Source organism: Kitasatospora sp. NPDC090091 (genome assembly GCF_044747365.1).
GTDB lineage: Bacteria > Actinomycetota > Actinomycetes > Streptomycetales > Streptomycetaceae > Kitasatospora.
Map to the genome: position 1 here is coordinate 59,961 of NZ_JBIVDY010000021.1, position 21,585 is coordinate 81,545.

Annotated in this window: 16 protein-coding genes; 3 read left to right on the forward strand and 13 right to left on the reverse strand. The window is 73.4% G+C overall.

The features are described from left to right. Positions 1-148: 148 nt before the first annotated feature. Together ACIPSC_RS30485 and ACIPSC_RS30490 are read left to right on the forward strand one after the other, a co-directional pair. A complete protein-coding gene (locus ACIPSC_RS30485) occupies positions 149-2,398 on the forward strand; it encodes a RecQ family ATP-dependent DNA helicase (protein ID WP_400830180.1) in 2,250 nt (749 codons plus the stop codon). A gap of 478 nt (positions 2,399-2,876) precedes the next feature. Then, complete coding sequence (locus ACIPSC_RS30490) at positions 2,877-3,509, forward strand: hypothetical protein (RefSeq protein WP_400830352.1); 633 nt, start codon at positions 2,877-2,879, stop codon at positions 3,507-3,509. A gap of 224 nt (positions 3,510-3,733) precedes the next feature. On the opposite strand, the gene ACIPSC_RS30495 is transcribed toward ACIPSC_RS30490, so the two are convergent. The 3 genes from ACIPSC_RS30495 to ACIPSC_RS30505 form a co-directional block, all read right to left on the reverse strand. Beyond that, positions 3,734-4,123 (reverse strand): hypothetical protein, encoded by a 390-nt coding sequence (locus tag ACIPSC_RS30495; protein WP_400830184.1) that lies wholly within the window; start codon positions 4,121-4,123, stop codon positions 3,734-3,736. Positions 4,124-4,520: 397 nt separating this feature from the next. Continuing rightward, entirely contained in the window at positions 4,521-5,231 is a 711-nt protein-coding gene (locus tag ACIPSC_RS30500; RefSeq protein ID WP_400830188.1) for a ribonuclease HII, read from the reverse strand. Positions 5,232-5,478: 247 nt separating this feature from the next. Then, positions 5,479-6,270 carry a TetR-like C-terminal domain-containing protein gene (locus tag ACIPSC_RS30505; RefSeq protein WP_400830190.1) on the reverse strand — a complete coding sequence of 264 codons (792 nt, stop codon included), beginning with the start codon at positions 6,268-6,270 and terminating at the stop codon, positions 5,479-5,481. A 195-nt stretch (positions 6,271-6,465) separates the two neighbouring features. Here ACIPSC_RS30505 and ACIPSC_RS30510 point away from each other — a divergent pair, with 195 nt between their 5' ends. Then, on the forward strand, positions 6,466-8,013 hold the full coding sequence (locus ACIPSC_RS30510) for an MFS transporter (RefSeq protein ID WP_400830192.1): 1,548 nt from the start codon (positions 6,466-6,468) through the stop codon (positions 8,011-8,013). 229 nt (positions 8,014-8,242) lie between these two features. Here ACIPSC_RS30510 and ACIPSC_RS30515 read toward each other — a convergent pair whose 3' ends face one another. The 10 genes from ACIPSC_RS30515 to ACIPSC_RS30560 all read right to left on the reverse strand — a co-directional run bounded on the left by ACIPSC_RS30515 (position 8,243) and on the right by ACIPSC_RS30560 (position 21,584). Beyond that, a complete protein-coding gene (locus ACIPSC_RS30515) occupies positions 8,243-9,907 on the reverse strand; it encodes a DUF4153 domain-containing protein (RefSeq protein ID WP_400830196.1) in 1,665 nt (554 codons plus the stop codon). Between the two features lie 341 nt (positions 9,908-10,248). Continuing rightward, the gene (locus ACIPSC_RS30520) at positions 10,249-13,395 is read right to left on the reverse strand and encodes an Ig-like domain-containing protein (RefSeq protein ID WP_400830198.1); all 3,147 of its coding nucleotides are present in this window, start codon (positions 13,393-13,395) and stop codon (positions 10,249-10,251) included. 97 nt (positions 13,396-13,492) lie between these two features. Further along, positions 13,493-14,428 (reverse strand): carbohydrate ABC transporter permease, encoded by a 936-nt coding sequence (locus ACIPSC_RS30525; protein WP_400830202.1) that lies wholly within the window; start codon positions 14,426-14,428, stop codon positions 13,493-13,495. Further along, a complete protein-coding gene (locus ACIPSC_RS30530; protein WP_400830205.1) occupies positions 14,425-15,582 on the reverse strand; it encodes a carbohydrate ABC transporter permease in 1,158 nt (385 codons plus the stop codon). Before ACIPSC_RS30530 ends, ACIPSC_RS30525 begins: the two co-directional genes overlap by 4 nt. Before the next feature lie 168 nt (positions 15,583-15,750). Continuing rightward, the gene (locus ACIPSC_RS30535; RefSeq protein ID WP_400830207.1) at positions 15,751-17,139 is read right to left on the reverse strand and encodes an ABC transporter substrate-binding protein; all 1,389 of its coding nucleotides are present in this window, start codon (positions 17,137-17,139) and stop codon (positions 15,751-15,753) included. A gap of 349 nt (positions 17,140-17,488) precedes the next feature. Continuing rightward, positions 17,489-18,694: a cytochrome P450 gene (locus ACIPSC_RS30540; RefSeq protein WP_400830209.1), complete on the reverse strand. Its 1,206-nt coding sequence runs from the start codon at positions 18,692-18,694 to the stop codon at positions 17,489-17,491. Between the two features lie 89 nt (positions 18,695-18,783). Then, positions 18,784-20,028, reverse strand: a complete 1,245-nt coding sequence (locus tag ACIPSC_RS30545) for a cytochrome P450 (RefSeq protein WP_400830211.1) — start codon at positions 20,026-20,028, stop codon at positions 18,784-18,786. Beyond that, complete coding sequence (locus ACIPSC_RS30550) at positions 20,025-20,768, reverse strand: GTP-binding protein (protein ID WP_400830213.1); 744 nt, start codon at positions 20,766-20,768, stop codon at positions 20,025-20,027. Before ACIPSC_RS30550 ends, ACIPSC_RS30545 begins: the two co-directional genes overlap by 4 nt. Beyond that, on the reverse strand, positions 20,749-21,117 hold the full coding sequence (locus ACIPSC_RS30555) for a DUF742 domain-containing protein (protein WP_238863956.1): 369 nt from the start codon (positions 21,115-21,117) through the stop codon (positions 20,749-20,751). Before ACIPSC_RS30555 ends, ACIPSC_RS30550 begins: the two co-directional genes overlap by 20 nt. Then, positions 21,114-21,584, reverse strand: a complete 471-nt coding sequence (locus tag ACIPSC_RS30560; protein WP_400830216.1) for a roadblock/LC7 domain-containing protein — start codon at positions 21,582-21,584, stop codon at positions 21,114-21,116. The genes ACIPSC_RS30555 and ACIPSC_RS30560 overlap by 4 nt, the downstream gene beginning before the upstream one ends. Position 21,585 lies beyond the last annotated feature (1 nt).

Sequence of the window (21,585 nt, forward strand, 5' to 3'; positions counted from 1 at the left end):
GAGTCATCCTTCGTCACTCTCCCGAGGGATATCTGACGGCCGTTCAGCTGGAGAGCGGATGAAATGATGCGGCTCTCCGCCCGGTCGCGCGCGGCCGCGAACCCCCGCCGTTCGCCCGTTGTCGGCACCTCGGGGTTACATGGACGGCATGCAGCAGCCGCAGACCCACAGCACCGACAGCGACGCCCCCGCCACGGCCGGTACCGGTCCGACCGGCGCCGGGGGCGCGACGGCCGCCGACCGCGCCGAGGTCCGAGGACGGGCCGAGGCCGTCCTGCGCGAGCTCGCCGGCCCCTCCGCCACGCTCCGCGAGGACCAGTGGACGGCGATCGAGGCCCTGGTCGTCGACCACCGCCGCGCCCTCGTGGTGCAGCGCACCGGGTGGGGGAAGTCCGCCGTCTACTTCATCGCGACCGCCCTGCTGCGCGCCCGCGGGGCCGGGCCGACGGTGATCGTCTCGCCGCTGCTTGCCCTCATGCGCAACCAGGTGGAGTCGGCGGCCCGGGCCGGCATCCACGCCCGCACCATCAACTCGGCCAACACCGACGAGTGGGACGCGATCCAGGCCGAGGTGGCGGCCGGCGCGGTGGACATCCTGCTGGTCAGCCCCGAGCGGCTGAACAACCCCGACTTCCGCGACCAGGTTCTGCCCAAGCTCGCCGCCTCCACCGGCCTGCTGGTGGTCGACGAGGCCCACTGCATCTCGGACTGGGGCCACGACTTCCGCCCCGACTACCGCCGGCTGCGGACCATGCTCGCCGACCTCTCGCCGGGCGTCCCGGTGCTGGCCACCACCGCCACGGCGAACGCCCGGGTCACCGCCGACGTGGCCGAGCAGCTCGGCACGGGCGGCACCGACGAGCGCGCCCTGGTGCTGCGCGGCCCGCTGGACCGGGAGAGCCTCACCCTCGGCGTCCTCGGCCTGCCCGATCCGGCCCACCGGCTGGCCTGGCTGGCCGACCACCTCGACCGGCTGCCCGGCTCCGGCATCGTCTACACCCTGACGGTCGCCGCGGCCGACGAGGTGACGGCCTTCCTGCGCGAGCGCGGCTTCGCGGTGGCCTCCTACTCGGGCCGCACCGAGGACGCCGAGCGCCGGACGGCCGAGGCCGACCTGCTGGCCAACCGGGTCAAGGCGCTGGTCGCGACGTCCGCGCTCGGCATGGGCTTCGACAAGCCCGACCTCGGCTTCGTGGTCCACCTGGGCTCGCCCAGCTCGCCGATCGCCTACTACCAGCAGGTGGGCCGGGCCGGCCGCGGCGTCGACCGGGCCGAGGTCCTGCTGCTCCCCGGCCGGGAGGACGAGGCGATCTGGCGCTACTTCGCCTCGCTGGCCTTCCCCCCGGAGGAGCAGGTGCGCCGCACCATCGACGCGCTCGCCGAGGCCGGCCGGCCGCTCTCCACGGCCGCCCTGGAGCCCCGGGTGGATCTGCGCCGCGCCCGGCTGGAGACCATGCTCAAGGTGCTCGACGTGGACGGGGCGGTCCGCCGGGTGAAGGGCGGCTGGACGGCCACCGGGCAGAGCTGGGAGTACGACACCGCGCGCTACGCCAAGGTCGCCGCCTCCCGCGAGGCGGAGCAGCGCGCCATGCGCGAGTACGCGGCGGCCACCGGCTGCCGGATGGAGTTCCTGCGGCGGCAGCTCGACGACGAGCAGGCCGCGCCCTGCGGCCGCTGCGACAACTGCGCCGGGCCGCTGCACACCCCGGACGTCTCCACCGAGGCCCTGGAGGCGGCCCGGGCGGCGCTCGGCCGGCCGGGGGTGAGCTTCGAGCCGCGCCGGCTCTGGCCCACCGGCATGGACGCGCTCGGGGTGCCGCTCAAGGGCCGCATCCCGGCCGGCGAGCAGGCCGAGACCGGCCGCGCCCTCGGCCGGCTCTCCGACATCGGCTGGGGCAACCGGCTGCGCACCCTGCTGGCCGAGCAGGCCCCCGACGTGCCCGTACCGGGCGAGGCCGTGGACGCGCTGGTGGCCGTGCTGGCCGACTGGGCGCGCGGCCCCGGCGGCTGGGCCGGGTCCGCGACGGCCGAGGGCACCCGGCTGGACCGGCCGGTCGGCGTGGTGACCATGGCCTCGTCCACCCGGCCCCAGCTGGTCGGCAGCCTCGGCGCCCGGATCGCCGAGATCGGCCGCCTGCCGCTGCTCGGGCGGATCGAGTACGCCACCGGGCAGCCCCCGCACGGCGCGCGCAGCAACAGCGCCCAGCGCCTGCACTCGCTGGCCGGCACGCTCGCGCTGCCCCCGGAGCTGGCGGACGCGGTGGCGGCGGCGGGCGGGCCCGTGCTGCTGGTGGACGACCTGGTCGACTCGGGGTGGACGGTCACCGTGGCCGCACGGCTGCTGCGCAAGGCCGGGGCGAGCGCCGTCCTGCCGCTGGTGCTGGCTGTGCAGGGCTGAGGGGCCGGCGCCGAGGGGAAGGCGCCGAGGGGAAGGGCGGGCGGCACGGTCCGGCGGAAAGATCTGAAGGTACCGCCATCACCCGAATGGAGTAATGGCGCCCGGCGCGGAACCGCGGCGGCCACACGGCCGGACGGAACGCACGACGATCCACGAATGGAGGAAGAGTCCGTGCTCCAGGCACTTCGCGGCGCTCTTCGGTTCGCCGAGATCACAATCCCGCGCCACCCGAGTAGCTCCCGCCCGATCGTGGAATATATCCGGCAGAACGACGACTTTCGGGCGGCGTTCATCATTTCATCGTTGCCGCTCCGCCCCATCTGCCCTGAGAATTGGACCGTACCCGCAACCCGGTCCGACGGACCAGGCCTTTGGCGTACGTGCGCATCCGCGCGCCCGTGGGTCGGGAAGGAGGATCGTGATCAACGGTATCGACCGAGGTCAGTATCCCCTCGCCCGGAGCTCGTCGCCCAGACGGGTGCTGGATCTGGAGGCGTGGGCGACCGCGGGGATCCCGTTGCTCCGCGATCCGCGCGAGTTCGTCCTGGAGCTCCACCAGCGGCACCTGCCGCAACCGGGCACGGTCGTGATCGCCGTCCTGGGCGCCTCGCACCGGCTGACCGCCTCGGCCTCGTTCACGCCCTGGCCCCACGACACCGACGGCTGGCAGCACCGCAACGCGCTCCTCGGCCACCTGCGCCAGGTCACCCCGCACGACCTGCGGCAGCCCGCACCGAGCCGGACGGCCGTACTGCTGCGCTGCCGGGAGGGTTCGGCCGGCTGGACGGAGCAGGACGGCGCCTGGATGTGGGCGCTGCAGGACGCGGCCGTCCTGCACGGCCTGCGCTGCGGCTCCTACATCACGCTGACGCCGGCAGGCTGGCAGATCCTCGGCGACGGGCGGAGCGGGCGCAACCCGCACGCGGGCTCCTGGGCGGACGGGCCGGTCCACACCGTGACGGAGCTGGCGCCGCGCTCGGCGCTGCGCCAGACCTCGGAGCGGGCGGCCCAGCACGGGGACCGCTCGCAGCGCTCCCGGCCGGCCGAGCTGCCCTGGGCGCCCGCCCGGGTCGCGGCGATCGAGCCGGCCCGGCGCACCGGCACCCGCTGACCCGACCGGCGGGTACACCCGGCACGGCGCCGCGGTCCGCACGGCAGAGCACCACGACCTCGCCGGCCGCGGCACCGCCCGAGACGGCCGGCCCGCAACCGGGCCGCGCACCGTCCGGGCCCGGTGCCGAGTGGCACCGGGCCCGGACGGCCGGCAGGACGCAGATGGCCGGCAGCACGCAAGCGCTCGACAACCGGTGCTCGGCCGGTCCCCGGCGCCTGCCGTCAGGCGAGCACCGGACGGCCGGCGGACGCGTCGGCGGCAGCCACGGCGGCCGGGCCGGCGTCGCCGCAGACCACCAGGAGGCCGGCGGCGAGGCCGAGCGCCTTCGTGAACGCCTCGGCGGCACGGTCGGCGGTACCGCCGTTGACGGCCAGCACGACCACCTCGCGGCGGGCCGGGCGGGTCAGCGCGGCGTCGGTGTAGAACACGTCAGCGCCCTCGGCGAGCTGCGCCCAGTAGCGCTCCTCACCGAAGGTGAGCTCGTGCTGCTGCCAGGGGTGCACCTCACCCACGGTCAGAACCAGGATGTCCCCCGGCTCGCGGCCGGCGTCCAGCAACTGGTCGACCGTGTCGTCGGCGCGTTCCACGGCCTCGGCCGCGGTGGCGGCCACGAGCTGGACCGCGACCTGCGGAGCGGCGGGCGCCGGACGGCGCGGGCCGGGCCTGGGGATCTGGCCCGGACGCGGCGGCGAAGCGGATCGGGCGGCACGCGGCGGAGCCGGCCGGGGAGCCCCGGGACGGGGGCCCGGCACCGGGACGGGCGCGGCCGCGACGGCCGACGGTACGGAAGTGGTCGAGCTGCCGGCGGCAGCCGTAGGGAGGGCTTGTGCGTCCGACTCTCGGGGGAAGGGAACGCCGGGGCCCGGGAGGCTCTCGTGAATCTCCGGCTCCTCGGGGAAGACAGGCATACCCGGATATCTATCAAATGCCGGTCGGACGCGCACGGGCGCCCCACCTGTTGGGCCCCACGGACCTTCCTCCCCCACCCCGGCAATTCCCGACGGAACGTCAGAAACCGAGCGCCAGCTGCTCGCCCGCCGGAGCCTCCGAACCGGCACCGCCGACCCCCTCGACGACCCGGATCCGCTTCAGGTGGCGCCACTTGGGGAGGCCGTCCATGAAGGCCCAGGAGACCCGGTGCTGCTCGGTGGGCCCGAACTCGTCCAGTGCCGCCCGGTGGACCGGGGACGGGTAGCCGGCGTTGTCGGCGAAGCCGTACTCGGGGTTGGCCTCGCCCAGATCGGCCATCAGGCCGTCGCGGTGCACCTTGGCGAGCACCGAGGCGGCGGAGACGCAGATGCAGGACTGGTCGCCCTTGATCACGGTGCGCACCCGCCAGGGACCGCCCAGGTAGTCGTGCTTACCGTCGAGTATCACCGCGTCGGGCTCGACCGGCAGCGCCTCCAGGGCGCGGACGGCGGCCAGCCGGAGGGCCGCGGTCATCCCCAGCTCGTCGCACTCCAGGGCCGAGGCGTGACCGAGCGCGTACGCGGTGACCCAGTCGGCGAGCACCGGGGCCAGCGCCTCGCGGCGCAGCTCGGTGAGCAGCTTGGAGTCGGTCAGGCCCTCCGGGGGCCGGCGGAGCCCCGTGACGGCCGCCCCGACGGTGACGGGGCCGGCCCAGGCTCCGCGCCCGACCTCGTCCAGGCCGACGACGATCTTGGCGCCGGCCCGGCGGAGCGAGCGTTCGACGGAGTGGGTCGGCGGGACGATGGGCATCTCGGTGTCCGTTCAGCGGGGGGCAACACCAGCCTAAGCCCCGCCCGAGGCCGCCCCGACCGCCCTCCGGCGGCGGAGGCGGCCCGAGCGGCCCGGGCGGCCCGGGTGACCGACAACGCCCGCCCCGCGAACCCCCGGCACCCACCGCCACTCCGCCGGCGCGGCCCCTCAGCCCCCAGGGCCGAAGATCCCCTCAGGCCCGGAAATCCCCTCAGGGCCGGAGATGCCCTCAGGGCCGGAGATGCCCTCAGGGCCGGATCATCGGGACCAGCACGTCGTCCACCAGCTCCACCGCGAACTCCGGGCCGAACTGCCGCCCGCAGGTCTTCACCCGGTACATCAGCATCGCCGGGGCCACGTCGACGGCCATCGAGGTGTCCGCGCCGGCCCGGACCTCCCCGCGTTCGATGCCCCGCCGGAGGATGTCCACGATGGTGCTCCGGGTCGGCACGATCACCCGCTGGATGATGAAGTCCTTGAACAGCTCGGCCTGTTCGTGGTCCAGCTCACCCATCAACGCCTGCATCGCACCGCCCGCCCGGGAGTTGATCGCCCCGGCGAAACCCTCGATGAGCAGCAGCAATTCACGACGGGTGGACCCGAGGTCGGGGGTGTCCGTAGGGCGTGGGAGAGTGGAGTCCAGGGCGTCGATGACCAGTTCGACCTTGGACGCCCAACGCCGGTACAGCGCGGCCTTCCCGGTCCGCGCGGCAGCGGCGACGCCTTCCATCGTCAGCCGTGCAAATCCGCCGGAGGTGAGCTGGTCGAGCGCGGCCTCGAAGATCGCCCGCTCCAACTCCTTCCCCCGGCGGCGCACCGGCCGGGACAGCACCTCGGCGGCCTTCTGCACCGCGCAGCACGCGGCGGGCACGGCGGCAGGTACGGCGGCGGCCGCGGCGGGCTCCGCCCCGGACCCGTCGGCCTTCGGCCCGGGTGCGGACACGGGTCCGGCCGGGGACTCCGCGGCTATCCCCGCGGCCTGCTCCGCCGCCCGGCCACCCGTCCGGATCGCCGCCTGGCGCCGCACCAACTGATCCATGCTCACCAACCTTAAGGAACGCTTGCGTTCACAATCTTGCCCAGGATATCGTCCAGCGTAGTGAACGATCCCGTTCCTTCCTAGCTTGCGGGACGCCGCAGGGACCGCGTCGAACCCCGGGTCCGCAGCACACGAAGCAACCCGGGCCGACGGCATACGCAGCACACGTAGCAATAGCCAGCAGGGGGCATCAACTTGGCTATCTCCGACACACTCAGCAAGAACTCTCCACCGCAGGGCAGCCAGGGCCGGAACAAGGGCATCACCCTGGCCGTCATCGCGGCCACGCAGCTGATGGTGGTGCTCGACGCCACCATCGTGAACATCGCGTTGCCGCAGATCAGGGACGCGCTGGAGTTCTCGACCACCAATCTTTCGTGGGTGATCAACGCCTACACACTGACCTTCGGCGGCCTGCTGCTGCTCGGCGGCCGTGCGGGCGACATCCTCGGCCGCCGCCGGGTCTTCATCGCCGGCACGCTGCTCTTCGGTCTGGCCTCGCTGCTGGGCGGTTTCGCGCAGGACGGCGGCATGCTGCTGGCCGCTCGCGCGCTCCAGGGCATCGGCGGTGCGATCTGCTCGCCCACGGCGTTCGCCCTGATCGCGACCAACTTCGACGAGGGCCCCGAACGCAACAGGGCCTTCGGCGTGTTCTCGGCGGTGGCGGGTTCGGGTGCGGCGATCGGCCTGCTGGCCGGCGGTCTGCTCACCGAGTACCTGGACTGGCGCTGGGTGTTCTTCGTCAACGTGCCGATCGCGATCCTGATCGCCGTGGCCGCGCCGCGCTACATCGCCGAGTCGGAGCGCCACCCGGGCCGCTTCGACCTGCCCGGCGCGCTCACCTCCACGCTCGGCCTGGTCGGGCTGGTCTACGGGTTCATCCGGGCGGCTTCGGACGGCTGGACGGACCCCGTGACGCTCGGCTCCTTCGCGGCCGGCGTCGTGCTGGTGGCCGCGTTCGTGGTGATCGAGAACCGCACCGCGCAGCCGATCACTCCGCTCCACCTCTTCGCCGACCGGAACCGCACCGGCGGCCTGGTGATGATGCTCTGCCTGGCCGCGGCCATGTTCGGCATCTTCTTCTACATCACGCTGTTCGTGCAGGGACCGCTCGACTACAGCCCGCTGAAGGCCGGCTTCGCCTTCCTGCCGATCAGCGTCTCGATCATCATCGCCGCGCAGATCGCGTCGACCCTCCAGGCCAAGTACGGCCCCAAGCCGTTCATGGCCGGCGGCTCGGTGCTGGTCACCATCGGTCTGAGCTGGCTGACCCTGATGGACGCCGACAGCGGCTACCTGGACGGGGTCCTCGGCCCCACGGTGGTGTTCGGCTTCGGCATGGGCCTGGTCTTCGTCCCGGTGATGCTCCTCGCCGTCGCGGGCGTCGCCGGCGAGGACACCGGCGCGGCCTCCGGCCTGCTCAACTCGATGCAGCAGATCGGCGGTTCGCTGGGCCTGTCGATCCTGACCACCGTCTTCGCGCACTACGCGACGGCGGAGGCCAAGGTGCAGCTGCCCGGCTTCCTGGCCACGGCCACGCCGGAGCAGAAGGCCGCGTTCCTGGAGAAGCACGAGTTCCCCAAGGGCACCGGAGCGGCGAACGAGGTACTCGCCCAGGGCATCTCGCACGGCTTCATCGTCGGCGCGGTGCTGGCCGCCCTCGCCGCCGTGATCGCGCTCGTCGTGGTGAAGGCGAAGGCCGACGACCTGGCGTCGAACACCTCGGGCATCGCAATGCACTGACCCCGCGTCCCACCCGCAGTGCAGTGCACTGTCCGACCGCGCGTCCCGACCGGCCCGAGCCGGCGCCGGACGCCGGACCGGGGACGGGGGACGACCGGTGAGGGCCGGCCGGGAGCACACGCTCCCGGCCGGCCCTCACGGCTTCCCCCGGCCGGTACCGGCCGGGCGGTACCGGCCGGGCGGTACCGGTCGACCGCCGGTACCGGTGAACCGCCGGACCGGTCGGCCGTCAGTACCGGTCGAAGAACAAGCTCTCCCGCAGCCCCGCCTTGTCGCAGGCGTTGCGCGCCGCGAGCGAACCGACGGGCAGCGGGCGCCCGGCGACGATGTCCCGGGCCTGCGCGGCGGCGCGGCTGGTCGCGTACCACGGGGTCGAGGCGTCGGCGAGCTCGCCCCGCATCAGGTCCAGCGCGCAGGTGCGGTAGTCCTCGGGCAGCCGGTCCAGGGCCGGAACGGCGTCGAGCGAGAGGTCGCGGACGTTGCGCAGGTCGATCTGGTGGGTGCGCTCGAAGCGGGCCACGTTCTGCTCGGCGACGATCGCGTCCGGGCCCATCAGCCCGTAGACGGCGGCGGTGAGCATCCCGCTGAGGACGACGGCGCGCGGCAGCCAGGCCACCGAGCGGACCAGCCCGGCCGTGATCAGCATCAGGAAGACGACGCCCAGCCAGACCTCGACGACCAGCACCCAGAGCCGCAGCCTGGTCAGCCCGGAAGCGTCGACGTAGAACCACATCCGGCCGAGCGCCGAGGCGACCACGACCAGGGTGAGCAGGCAGAGGACACCGAGCAGGATGCGCGCCAGCCGGCGGTCGGCCTCGGAGCTGCGCGGGGCCCAGCGCTTGGCCACGCCGACCACCACCAGGGTCAGCACGGTGACGGCCATCAGCTGCCAGAAGCCCTGCCGGGCGTACTCGGAGCGGCTCATCCCGGTGTTCGCCATGATCGAGTCCCGGCCGCCGAGCACGACCACGGCCTGGACCAGCGCGAAGGCGCCGAACATCAGGTTGAGCGCGCCCAGCGGCAGCGCCCACTCCAGGCGCCCTCGCTCGCGGCCCGGCCGGACGACGGTGCGGTCCCAGCGGCGCGGACCGGCCGCGATGTGGGCGAAGCCCAGGGCGGTGGCCAGGCCCAGCAGGAAGAGCATGAGGCGCAGCGGGAGTTCACCGGCGTCCAGGCTCGGGGCGAGGCTCGTCATGACGTCCGCCATGGCCGCGTCGGCGCTGGCGAAGAGCCACCCGAAGACGGTCAGCAGCACGGCCGCCACCGCCACCGCCCTGAGCACCGGGACCACATTGCCGCGGCCGGGCAGGCTGAGCCGGCGCATGCCGTCGCGGGCCCAGAGCAGGCCGGGGCCGAGCTGCCAGAGGATGCCCGGCAGGGCGAGCAGCACCCCGGCCCAGCGGCGGCCGCCGTGCAGGGCGAGCGAGGCCAGGCCCAGCGCGCAGACGGTGGCGAGGGCGACCGGCCATCCCGCCTCGAAGAGGGCGGGTACGGCGAGCAGGGCCAGTGCGAGGACGCTCCACACCACCGTCCAGGGGCGCGGCTTCCGGCCCGCCGACCGGGCTGCCAGGCCGGCCCCGACGGAGGCGACCGCGCCGCAGATCAGCAGGTTGACGCCGAGGCCGTCGCCCAGCAGCCAGGCCGTCAGCAGTCCGGTCAGCAGGGCAGCGAGCAGGGCGCGGGGCGCGGCCGGGGCCTTGGCGGGCGGGTCGCTCGGGCGCAGCCACCGGTGGGGCTGCGGCGGTGGTCCGGCCGGTGGCCGGTAGGGGTTGGCGGGAGCGGCCGGACCGCGGTACGGGTCGAAGCCGGCGGCCGCTCCGGGCGCGGCGAACGCGTGGCCGCCGGGCGTGCCGGCGGCTCCGGACGGTACGCCTGCACCTCCGGGCCCGGGCACACCCGCCCCCGGCCCGGGAGCAGCCGCCCCGGACGCCCCGGGCCCGGCCGGCGCGGACACCCCGGGAACACCCGCCCCGGGCGCCCCGGTTGCGGCCGGTTCGGACGGCTCGTCGGCCGGAGCGGGCGTGGAGAGGCCGGACATGGGTTCCCCCTCGGAGGTTGGTGGGCATGCGGAAGCGGCCCTGGGGGCAGTCCGCTGCAGGCGCCTCGGGCACCGCGACTGCAGCAGACTGTAGACCATTCTGAACAAGTTCAAAAACACCGGGGCGCCCCCGTCACACGGCTGTGACAGAGGCGCCCCCGCGTCGCCCGCCCAGGTTCTGAGGGCAGGTCAGCGGCTCAGTAGGAGCCGTAGAGCGAGTACAGCAGCGTGTCCTTCACCGCCGGCCCGAAGTCCGTCGGCCAGGTGCCGAACGGCACCACCGCGTTGCTGTAGGCGCCGGAGCCGGCCGGGCCGGTGGAGTAGTTCATGTTGTTGACCGTGGCACCCGTGCCGTTGCTGTTGTAGACGAACCAGTACACGGTGTTGGCGCTCAGCGTGGTGGTGAGCGGCAGCGAGTTCCAGGCGTTGGGGGTGAGCGTGCCGACCGCCGTGGTCGCCACCAGGGTGCCGGGCGAGCCGCCCGCGTCGGTGTAGACGGCCAGTTGGTACTGGTTGTTGGGCGCCGCGCCGACCGGGCCGACGTGCACGCTCAGCGCCGTGAGCGGCACCGGGCCCGACCCCGTGGTGACCCGGCTGCCGTTGAGGTGGTTGGAGTCGGTGTCGTCGATGAGCGAGCCCACCACCGTGCTGCCGAGCGTCCGCGGCGCCGCTCCCCCGGTGGTGAAGGAGAGCGTGAACGGGCTCGCCAGTGCGTTGCCCGAGGTGTCCCGCACGCCCTGAACGGTCGCGGTGTGCCCGGTGGTCAGGGCGAGCGGGGAGCCGGGCGTGAAGACCACGCCGTTGGCGGCCGCGTCGTACGCCACCGTCCCCGCGACGGCGGCGCCGCCCGCGGTGCGCAGGGTGACGGAGGAGGCGGTGACGCTCGCCGGGTCCAGCGGCTCGCTGAACGAGAAGCGCACCGCCGTGCCGGGGGCCACCCCGGTGGCGCCGGCGGCCGGGGTGGTGCCGGTGACGGTCGGCGCGGTGGCGTCCCGGCCGTAGGAGGCGGTGTAGGCACCCACCGCGCCGTCGAAGAAGGCGTAGGACACCCCCTTCACCGTCTCGATCCGGTACGGCACCGCACGGCCGCCCGAGGTGATGCCGGTCAGCGTGCCGGAGGCGGCGGAGACCGGCACCATCGCGCGGAGCCCGGTGGCCCCGCCGGTGATCTCGAAGGTCAGCGAACTCCCGCTCCAGGCCAGCTTGGAGAAGGCCGAGCCGTTGCGCCCGTCCAGCCAGGTGAGCATCTGCCGCCCGGAGACCACCGGGACGCCGCGCGCCTTGGCCGCCGCGACGACGGCGTCCGAGGCGGCGGAGGCGGCGTAGTCGGTGTGGAGGTTGGCGGTCAGCGCCGCGTAGTAGCCCTTGGCGCCGTAGGCGGCGTCGAGCAGCGTGCCGATGGTGCCGGGGTAGGACTGCCCGGACTCGTCGGTCAGCTGCGTGGTGGCCTGGTACTCGTCGATCACGCTGCCGTCGGTGTCGGCGAAGCGCATGATCTGGGCGGTGCCGTTGAAGTAGCCGGGCCGGTCCTTGGTGAAGGTGGACGGGTAGAAGTAGTAGTCGGTGTCCAGCCGGATCCCGTTGGCCAGCTTGGTCTTCGCCTGGGTCGCCCAGTCGTCCCACTCCACGCAGTGCGTGCGGCTGCTCGAAGGGGCGGGCAGCGCCGGGTACTTGGCCCGCCAGTTCGCCAACTGGTCGCGGTAGTAGCCCTGGAGGGCGGCGGTGGTGCCCCACGGGCGGCAGTTGGTGGTGACGTGCACGCCCACCTCGAAGCCCTGGTCGGTGTAGGCCTTGGCCTGCGCCGGGGTCAGCGGATCGTCGGTGTAGATGTACGAGGAGCCGCGCACGCACTCCCAGTTGGCCACGTTGCAGCCGGGCGGGCTCTGCGCGATGTAGCCGTCCCAGCGGCCGGCGGTGCCGCCGATGCCGTGGTCGTCACCGGTCATCACGACGACCGCCTTGACGTCCCGGGGGAAGTACCAGAACCGCGGCAGCGGCTTGTTGGCGGCGTCGACCAGGGTGATCAGGTTGGCCAGCAGCCGCTGCTGCTCGTCGGCGACCGGGATCAGCGCCTTGTCGAGGTTGTTCCAGTCCGGCTGGCCGCCGGTGCCGAAGAACATCTCGCTGGCCTCGTAGCCGTCGGTGCCGTCCCGCTGCTGGCCGGCCCAGGCGGCGTTGCCCTGCCGGGTCTGCACCACCGACTTCGCCAGGTCGTAGCTGAACGCGGCGGCCCGGCCGCTGCCCGCCGTGCGCAGGGTGACCGCCGGGTTGGCGGTGGCCGTGCCGGCGTCGCTGTAGAGGGTGGCGACGGCGGTGGCGCCGCTGAGCGTGTAGAGGTCGGCGGGGCCGTGGTAGCCCATGGTGTCGCCGGTGATCCCGGTGCCGGGGGCGGCGCCGGTGTCCACCTTGAGGTAGGCGTCGGCGCGGGTGCCGCCGGCCGGGGTGAGGCCGAACAGCGGGGCGAGCTGGCGGTCCGGCCGCATCGCCACGAGCCGGCCCCCGCCGTTGGTCCAGGTGGTGAACATCGAGGCCTGCGCGGCGGTCAGCGGCGTCTCGCCGAGCAGCACCACGTCGGCGGAGGCGAGCAGCGAGCCGGTCACCGCCGAGAGGTCCACCGTGCGGTAGTAGTTGAGGCCCTCCGCCTTCAGGATCTCCCCGAGGTAGCGGGTGTACGGGTTGGCCTGGCTGGTGACCAGCAGGATCGGCCCCTCGCCGCCCGGGCCGGAGCCCGGCGGCGGGGGCGGCGGGGTCTCGTCCGCGGTGTACGTCGCGTAGATCGAGAAGCTGAGGCCGCCGGACGTGGCCGCGCCGAAGTCGGCGGGCCAACTGCCGAACGCCCGGCCGCCGTTGCCGTACACGCTGGTGCCGCCGGGGCTGTACCTCAGGTTGTTGACGGCGGCGCTCCCGCCGTTGCTGTTGTAGGCCAGCCAGTACGCGGTGTTGGCGCTCAGCGCGGCCGTCAGCGGCACCGTGTTCCAGCTGTCGGCGGTGAGCGTCGCGGCGGCGCTGGAGGCCAGCAGGGCGCCCGTGCTGCCCGCGTTGTCCCGGTAGACCGCCACCTGGAACTGGTTGTTCGGCGCCGCGTCCACCGCGCCGACGTAGACGCTGACGCTGCTGACCGTGCCGCCCGCCGCGCCGGTCACGTACCGGGAGGCGTTCAGGTAGTTGGAGTCCGCGGTGTCGGTGGACGGACCGACCGCCGTGTTGCCCAGGGTGGCCGTGGCGGCCGCCGCCGTCGCGGCCCCGGGGCCGGCGGTCAGCGCCGCCGCCGTGCCGAGGGCCGCCAGCAGCGCCCCGATTCTCCTCCGCCACCGGCTGCCCGAGCGTACGCCTGCACCTGCCATGACCGCCCCCTTGCGCTTCGGCAACTGCCTTTAACGGTGTACCGGTTGCGCGTCGGCCCTGTCCACGGAACCGCCACAATGCCCCCGCCGGTCCGCCCTACCCCTTGACGGATCCGGCCAGCAGACCGCGGACGAAGTACCGCTGCAGGCCGAAGAAGACCGCCAGCGGGGCGATGATCGAGAGGAACGCCCCCGCCGTCAGCAGCTCCCAGCGTCCGCCGAAGGAGCCGGAGAGCTGCGCCAGCCGGACCGTCATCGGCGCCACCTCGGGGGTGCCGCCGGCGAAGGTGAGCGCCACCAGCAGGTCGTTCCAGACCCAGAGGAACTGGAAGATGGCGAACGAGGCCAGCGCCGGGGTGCAGAGCGGCAGCACGATCGACCGGAAGATCTTGAAGTGCGATGCGCCGTCCACCACCGCCGCCTCCATCAGGTCGCGCGGCAGCTGGGCGATGAAGTTGTGCAGCAGGAAGATCGCCAACGGCAGCGCGAACATGGTGTGCGCCAGCCAGACCGGTGCGTAGGTGCCCTTGAGGTCCACGGCCGGGACCAGCGTCAGCGGGCCCAGGTGGGCACCGCCGGAGAACAGCTGCAGCAGCGGGATCAGCGCCATCTGGATCGGCACCACCTGGAGGGCGAAGACCACGAAGAAGACCGTGTCACTGCCCCGGAACCGCACCCAGGCCAGCCCGTACGAGGCCATCGCCGCCAGCACCAGCGGGAAGAGGGTGGCCGGGATGCTGATCGCCAGCGAGTTCACCAGGAACGGCATCAGCCCGGTGGAGACGCCGGAGCCGCCCTCGAAGAGCACGGTGTGGTAGTTGGAGAGGCCGAGGTCCGGGTGGAGGAGGACGTTCCACCACCCGTCGGCCGTCACGTCCTGCTTGGGGCGCAGCGAGGTGGCCAGCAGGCCGAGGGTGGGGACGGTCCACAGGACGGTCACCGCGATCACGAAGACCGAGGCGAGCGGGCTGCTGAAGGTCTTCCGGACCGGGCTGCGCCCGGTCCGGACGCCCGTCGGGCGGTGCACGCTCATCGGACCCCGCGCTCCTTCCGCAACTGGACGATGTTGTAGGCCACCAGGGGCAGCACCCCGAGGAAGAGGATCACCGCGAGCGCGCTGCCCCGGCCGGTGTTGAACTGCACGAAGGACTGCGAGTACATCTCGTTGGCCAGCACCTGGGTGCCGAAGTTGCCGCCGGTCATGGTGCGGACGATGTCGAAGGCCTTGAGGGTGGTGATCATGACGGTGGTGAGCACCACGACCACCGTGGTGCGGATCATCGGCACGGTGACGTACCAGAACAGCCGCACCCCGCCCGCGCCGTCCAGCCGGGCCGCCTCGGTGACCTCGTCCGGGATCGCCTTGATCGCCGCCGAGAGGACGACCATCGCGAAGCCGGTTTGCACCCAGACCATCACCGCCATCAGCAGGAAGGTGTTGAGCGGCTGGGAGAGCATCCAGTTCGGCGGGTGCTCCCAGCCCAGGGAGATCGCCAGCTGGCTGAGCAGGCCGATCTGCTGCTGGGAGGCGTCCCGGGACTCGTAGACGAACTTGAAGATGATCGAGGCGCCGACCAGCGAGATCGCCATCGGCATGAAGATCAGCGACTTGTAGACCGCCTGGCCGCGCATCCGGTCCACCAGCAGCGCCAGCACCAGGCCGAGGCCGGTCGCGGCCAGCGGGGCGACCACCAGCCAGAGCAGGGTGGTGACCAGGACCTTCTGCACCGAGTCGGTGGTGAACGCCCAGCCGAAGTTCTCGCCGCCGACGAAGCCGGTGCTGTCGTCGTTCTGCAGGCTCAGGTAGACGGTGCGCACCAGCGGCACGACCAGGCCGACCAGCAGCAGCACCACCGCCGGGCCGAGGAAGACGGCGACGGAGAGCGGGCGGGCGAGCCGTCCGGAGGCGCGGCCGGCGACCAGGAAGACCAGCAGCAGGATGCCGAGGAACCCGGCGACGGCGCCGACGGTGTTGCCGAACTTCACGGCCGCGTCGCCCCAGGCCCCGGCGGCCAGGGCGGTGCCGCCGAAGCCCGGTGCGCTGCCGGCGAGGGCGGTGACGTCGCCGAAGGGCGTGGCGGCGCCGACGGGCATGGCGTCACCCAAGGGCGTGGCGGAGCCGAAGGGGGCCGGCGCGCCGAGCGCGGCGGTGCCGGCTGCGGCGAGTGCGGTGCCGGATAGGGACATGGCGGTGCGTCCTCCCGTCCGGGGGAAAGGGGGGCGGGCGGTGCGGGTGGGTGGTCCCGCACCGCCCTCGGCAGGTGGTCCCTGGCGAACCTCGTCGGCGAGCCTCGCGAAGCCGGCGAACCTCGTCGGCGAGCCTCGCGACCGTGGCGAGCCGCGGCCGCGCCGCCGCTACTGCGGCCAGGCGGCGTCGATGTCGGCGGCCGTCTTCTGGATCGACTGGCCCTCGGCGAACCACGCCGTCAGCGACTTCCACTCCTGCCCCGCGCCGACCGCCGCCGGCATCAGGTCCGAGCCGTCGAAGCGGAAGGTCGCCGCCGGGTCGGTGAGCGCGTCGGCGGAGAGCCGGTCGATCGCGTCGGTGTAGAGGCTCTTGTCGACGCCCTGGTTGGCCGAGACCCAGCCGGTGGCGGTCTTCACCCGGCTGCTCGCCCACTCCGGGCTGGACAGGTAGTTCTGCACCGCCTGCACCTCGGGCCGGCTCGCGAACGCCGTCAGGAACTCGCCGCCGCCCTCGACCGGGTTGGGCACGCCCGGGTTCACCGCCGGCAGCTGGAAGGCGAAGATGTCGCCGTCCGGGCCGACCTTGGTGTCCTTGGGCCACTGCGCCTTGTAGAAGGACGCCTGCTGGAGCATGAAGCACTTGCCGGTGAGGATCGGCGCGCCCGCGTCCTGGAAGGTCGTGGTGGCGATCGACTTCACGTCACCGTAACCGCCGTTGACCCAGGCGGGGTTCTGCATCCAGCCCGCGACCGTCTTCATCGCCGTGGTGATCTTCTCGTCCGAGAACTTCACCTTGTGGCTCACCCACTGGTCGTACACCTCGCCGCCGTACGAGCCCAGCACCACCTCCTCCAGCCAGTCGGTGGCCGGCCAGCCGGTGGCCGTCCCGGAGGCGATGCCGCCGCACCACGGCCTGCCGCCGCCCGCCTTGGCGATCCGGTCGCTGAGCTCCATCAGGGCGGCCCAGCTCTTCGGGACTTCGTAGCCGGCCTGCTTGAACGCCTTCGGCGAGTACCAGACCAGCGACTTCATGTTGGCGCTCATCGGCGCCGCGTAGAAGGTGCCGTTCACCGAGCCGTAGGTCTTCCAGACCGGGCTCCACTTGTCCTGGTTGGCCACCGTCTGCGCGGGCGGCTTCACCACCTTGCCGCTCTTCACCATCTGCGCCAGCAGACCGGGCTGCGGGATGATCGCGAAGTCCGGGGCGTTGCCGCCGGTGACCCGGACCGGCAGCTGGGACTCGAAGTCGTTGGAGCCCTCGTAGCTGATCCTGATGCCGGTGCACGAGCTGAACTCGGACCAGGACTTCTCCAGGTTGTCCGACTCGGGACTGAGGATCGAGGCGAAGACGGTCACCGTGGTGCCCGAATGCCCGGCGTACGGCTGGAACTTGGCGCAGTCGCCGGTCAGGGCCCTGCCCCCGCCGTCACCACCGCCCGAGCCGCCGGAGTCCGAACTGTTTGAGCAGGCCGCGGTCAGCGCCAGTGCCGCCAGCAGGGCGGGCACGGCTGCCGAACGGCGGGAACGGGTGGACGGCACGGTCGGAGTCGGGGTCAATGCGGTCCTCCTCGCCAGGGCGCGAACGCCGGCAGTACGACAGAACGACATTGCGCTGTACCGGAGATCGACATGAACGCGGCGACGGGCCGATTTGACGACGTTAACGCAGCCGGCACCCCGCGCCAAGGTCCGCGTTCGACCTTCGTCGGCATGTGCCACAGTCGTGACCCCGTTCGCCGGCGTGGAACGCCACCGGCCCCGTCCGGGAGCGGGAGCGGACGGGGCCGGTGGGGCGCAGGCACGGGACCGGAACCAGGACCGGGCACCGGGTCCGGGCGCAGGCGCGGGCCCGGGCACAGCGCCCGCCGGGGGCGCGCCGCCGGCGAGCACGTGGCGGCGCGGCCGGTCAGTACAGCCGGACCGGCAGCTCCCGCAGCGAGTTGACCACCAGCGACGGGCTCGGCCGCAGCTCCTCGTCCGGCACCGCCAGCTGCAGCTCGGGGAACCGCTCGAACAGCGCGGGCAGCGCGACCCCCGCCTCCAGCCGGGCCAGCGGCGACCCCGGGCAGACGTGCGGGCCGTGGCCGAACGACAGGTGCCGGATCGGGTCCCGGGTGATGTCGAACAGCTCGGCCGTCACGCCGTGCTGGGCGGGGTCCCGCCCGATCGCGTTGTAGGAGATCAGCACCGGCTCGCCCGCGGGGATGACCGTCTCGCCGACCGCGACGTCCTCGGTGGTGAACCGGAACAGGAAGTTGCTGGTCGGCGGCGTCCAGCGGAGCGACTCCTCGACCACCGCGTCCCAGCCGACCTTCCCCGACCGGACCAGCTCCAGCTGGTCCGGGTGGGCCAGCAGCGCCCGGACGGCGTTGCCGATCAGGTTGACCGTGGTCTCGTGGCCCGCCGCGATGATCACCCGCAGGGTGGCCGCCGCCTCCGCGTCACTCAGCGCCCCGCCCTCGGTGTCCGCCGCCAGCAGCACGCTCGCCAGATCGTCGCCCGGCACCGAACGGCGCTGCGCCACCAGGTCGTTGACGAAGGCGTTCAGCCCGGCGATGGTCGCCTGGATGCCCTCCGGATTCGGGCGGATCCCGAAGAACCTCTCGTAGAGGTCGCGCAGGTGGCCGTGGTCGGACTCCGGCACCCCCAGCAGCGAGCAGATCACCGTCATCGGCAGCGGGAAGGCGAAGACCGACTTGAGGTCCACCACCCGCTCCCCCGCCGCCAGCGCGTCCAGCAGGCCGTGGGTGATCTCCTCGACGCGCGGACGCATCAGCTCCACCCGGCGCGGCGTGAACGCCTGCGCCACCAGGGCCCGCAGCCGGCGGTGCTCGGCGCCGTCGGTGGTCACCATGCTCGGCCCGGGCACCGCCAGGCCGATCAGCGGCCAGGTCTTCGGCACCTCGCCGCGCTGGTAGGCCGCCCAGTGCGCGGCGTCCTTCACCAGCCGGGCGTCCGTCAGCAGGTCGCGGGCGGCCCCGTGCTGCGTCACCGCCCAGGCGGCGACGCCGCCGGGCAGCTCCACCGCCACCGCCGGACCGGCGGCGCGCAGCAGCGCACCCTCGGCGGCGTTGTCTCGGGCCAGCGGGTCGAGGGCTATCGGCGCGGTCATCGGCACAACTCTCCTTGGGTTCCTCGATCTTGAACAGTCATGCCCGGACGCGGACGGCGGCGCCGCCGCGGCGACCGCCCCGGACCGGATCAGCCCTGGTAACCCGGCGTGAAGGACACCGGCAGCGCCACCAGCCCGCGCACCCACGCCGACGGCCGCCACACCAGCGCGTGCTCGGCCACCGCCAGCCGCAGGTCCGGCAGCCGGTCCAGCAGCACCTCGATCGCGGTGGTGGCGATCACCTCGGCCGCCTCCTGCGCCGGGAACGGACAGCCGTGCTCGCCGTACGAGTAGCTCATGTGCGCCCGGTTGCCCTCGGCCGGGCGCCCGTCCGGCTGCCGCACCGACGGGTCCGCGTTTGCCCCGGCGAAACCCAGCAGCACCATGTCGCCGGCCGCGATCCGCTGACCGGCCAGCTGGGTGTCCCGGGTCGCCCACCGGCCGGCGAAGATCTGCGTCGGGGTGTCCTCCCAGAGCGCCTCGTTCAGCGCCTGGCTGATGCTGCGCCGGCCGCCGGAGAGCGAGGCGGCGAACCGCTCGTCGGTGAGCATCAGCCGCATCGCGTTCGAGATCCAGTACGAGGTGGGCTGGTGGCCGGCGATCAGCAGCACCCGAAGGTCGCGCATGACCTCCTCGTGGTCCAGGCCCGCCGGGTGCGCCAGCATCCGCGAGGCGATGTCCTCGGTCGGGTGCTCGGCCTTCTCCCGCACCAGGTCGAGCATCACTCCCAGCAGCCGCTGCGCGCCGGCGGGCGCGTCCGGCCCGCCGTCCAGCATCGCCAGCAGACCGTCGATCAGGACCGGTGCCTGCTCCTCGCTCAGCCCGAGCAGCCGGCAGAGCACCAGCAGCGGCATCCGGTGCGCGTACTCGGCCACCAGGTCGGCCTCGCCGCGCCCCGCGAACTCGTCGATCAGCCGGTCGGCGATCTCCTCGGCGTGCTTGCGCAGCTCGTACGGGTCGACGTCGGCGAGCGCGTCGGTGACCGCCCGGGAGCGGCGGACGTGCTCCTCGCCCTCGGCGTAGAGGATCGACGGCACCGGGGTCATCATCGGCCGCAGCGGCCAGTCCTCGGGGATCGACTCCCAGGCGTTCCAGCGGGTGGAGTCACGGCCGAACAGCTGCGGCTGGCCGGTCACCAGCTGCAGCTCGCGGTAGCCGATCACCAGCCAGGCCGGCACGCCGCCGGCCAGCTCGACCGGGGCGACCGGGCCGTGGGCGGCCCGCAGCTCGCGGTAGAGCTGGGCCGGGTCGGTCTGGAAGCGCGGCCCGTACAGCGGGGTGGCGCCGGCGTGCGCCGGGCAGCCCGGCGGCGGGGTGACGGCGGGCTCGGTCACGGGGTGCTCTCCTCGTACGGGGACGGGTCGGTGGTGCCTTCGGCGGTGAGCAGGGCGGCCGGGGCCGCGGCCTGCGCGGCGGCCTCGAACTGCGCGGCCGTGCCGGACTCCGCAGCCGTCCCGGCCTGCGCGGCGGCCTCGACCCGGGCGGCCAGGTGGCGGACCAGCTCGATCAGCACCTGCTTGCTCGACCCGCGGTCCCGCGCGTCGCAGTCCACCAGCGGGACCTCGGCCGGCAGGTCGAGCGCCTCCCGGACCTGCTCCAGGGTGTGGGTCGGCTCACCGAAGTTGTTCCGGGCGACGATGAACGGCGTGCCGTGGTGCTCCAGCCGGTCGATGGCGTACCAGGACTCCTCCAGCCGCCGGGTGTCGACCAGGACGACCGCGCCGAGCGCGCCGCTGAACAGCCGGTCCCAGAGGAACCAGAACCGCTCCTGCCCCGGCGCGCCGAACAGGTAGAGCACCTGGCGCTCGGAGAGTGTGATCCGGCCGAAGTCGAACGCGACCGTGGTGGAGCGCTTGCCCCAGGCGCCCGAGGGGTCGTCGATCCCCTCGCCCGCCTTGGTCATGGTCTCCTCGGTGTTCAGCGGACGGATCTCGCTGACCGCGCCGACCAGGGTGGTCTTCCCCACGCCGAAGCCGCCGACCACGACGATCTTCAGCGCGTTGTCGGCGGTGCCGCGCAGCGGGGTCCGCCCGGTCGGACGGGTGTCCGGCAGCTCAGAGCCGTTGGAGTCCATGCAGCACCTGCTTCAGCGTGTCGAGGTCGGGCAGCCGGGCCTTGTTGGGCGCGAACCGGGGGTGGCGGGCGGTGACCGCCCCGCTCTCCAGCAGGTCGCCGAGCAGGATCTTCACCACCGAGACCGGCAGCGCCAGCTCGGCGGCGACCTCCACGACGGCGGTCGGCGCCTCGCACATCTGCAGGATGCGGACGTGCTCCGACTGCATGCCCGGGGCCGGCTCCCGCTCCGAGACGATCAGGGTGACCAGGTCGAAGGCGTTCTCCGGGGACCGGCTCCGGCCGCGGGTGATGGTGTAGAGGCGGTCCGGGTCGTCGTCACGGCCCGGCATGACCGGCCGGCCGGTCATGCCCGCGCGTCCTCGCGGGCCACCGCGCCGTCGCCCCCACCGGCCGTCGCACCGTCGCCGTCGGCCACGGCGTCCCGGGCCGGGGCGCTCAGGTGGACACCGATCTGCTCGATCAGCCCGTGCATGTTGTGGCCGACCACGCCGACGTCCGCGTCGTCGTCGGTGACCACGGCGAGGTGCGCGCCCTCGCCGGCCGCCACGATGCAGAGGATGCCGCCGTGGAACTCGGTCATCGACTGCCGCACGCCGCCGGTGCCGTCACCGAACTCGATCGAGGCGCCGTGCGCCAGGCTCTGCATCCCGGAGGCGATCGCGGCCAGCTGGTCCGCCTGGTCGGCGCCGAGGCCGGAGGTGTGGCAGAGCTTCAGGCCGTCGGCGGAGAGCACCAGGGCGTGCCGGGTGCCGGGGGTGGCCGTCAGGAGGTTTTCCAACAGCCAGTCGAGGTCACGATCGGTGGCGCTGCTCATC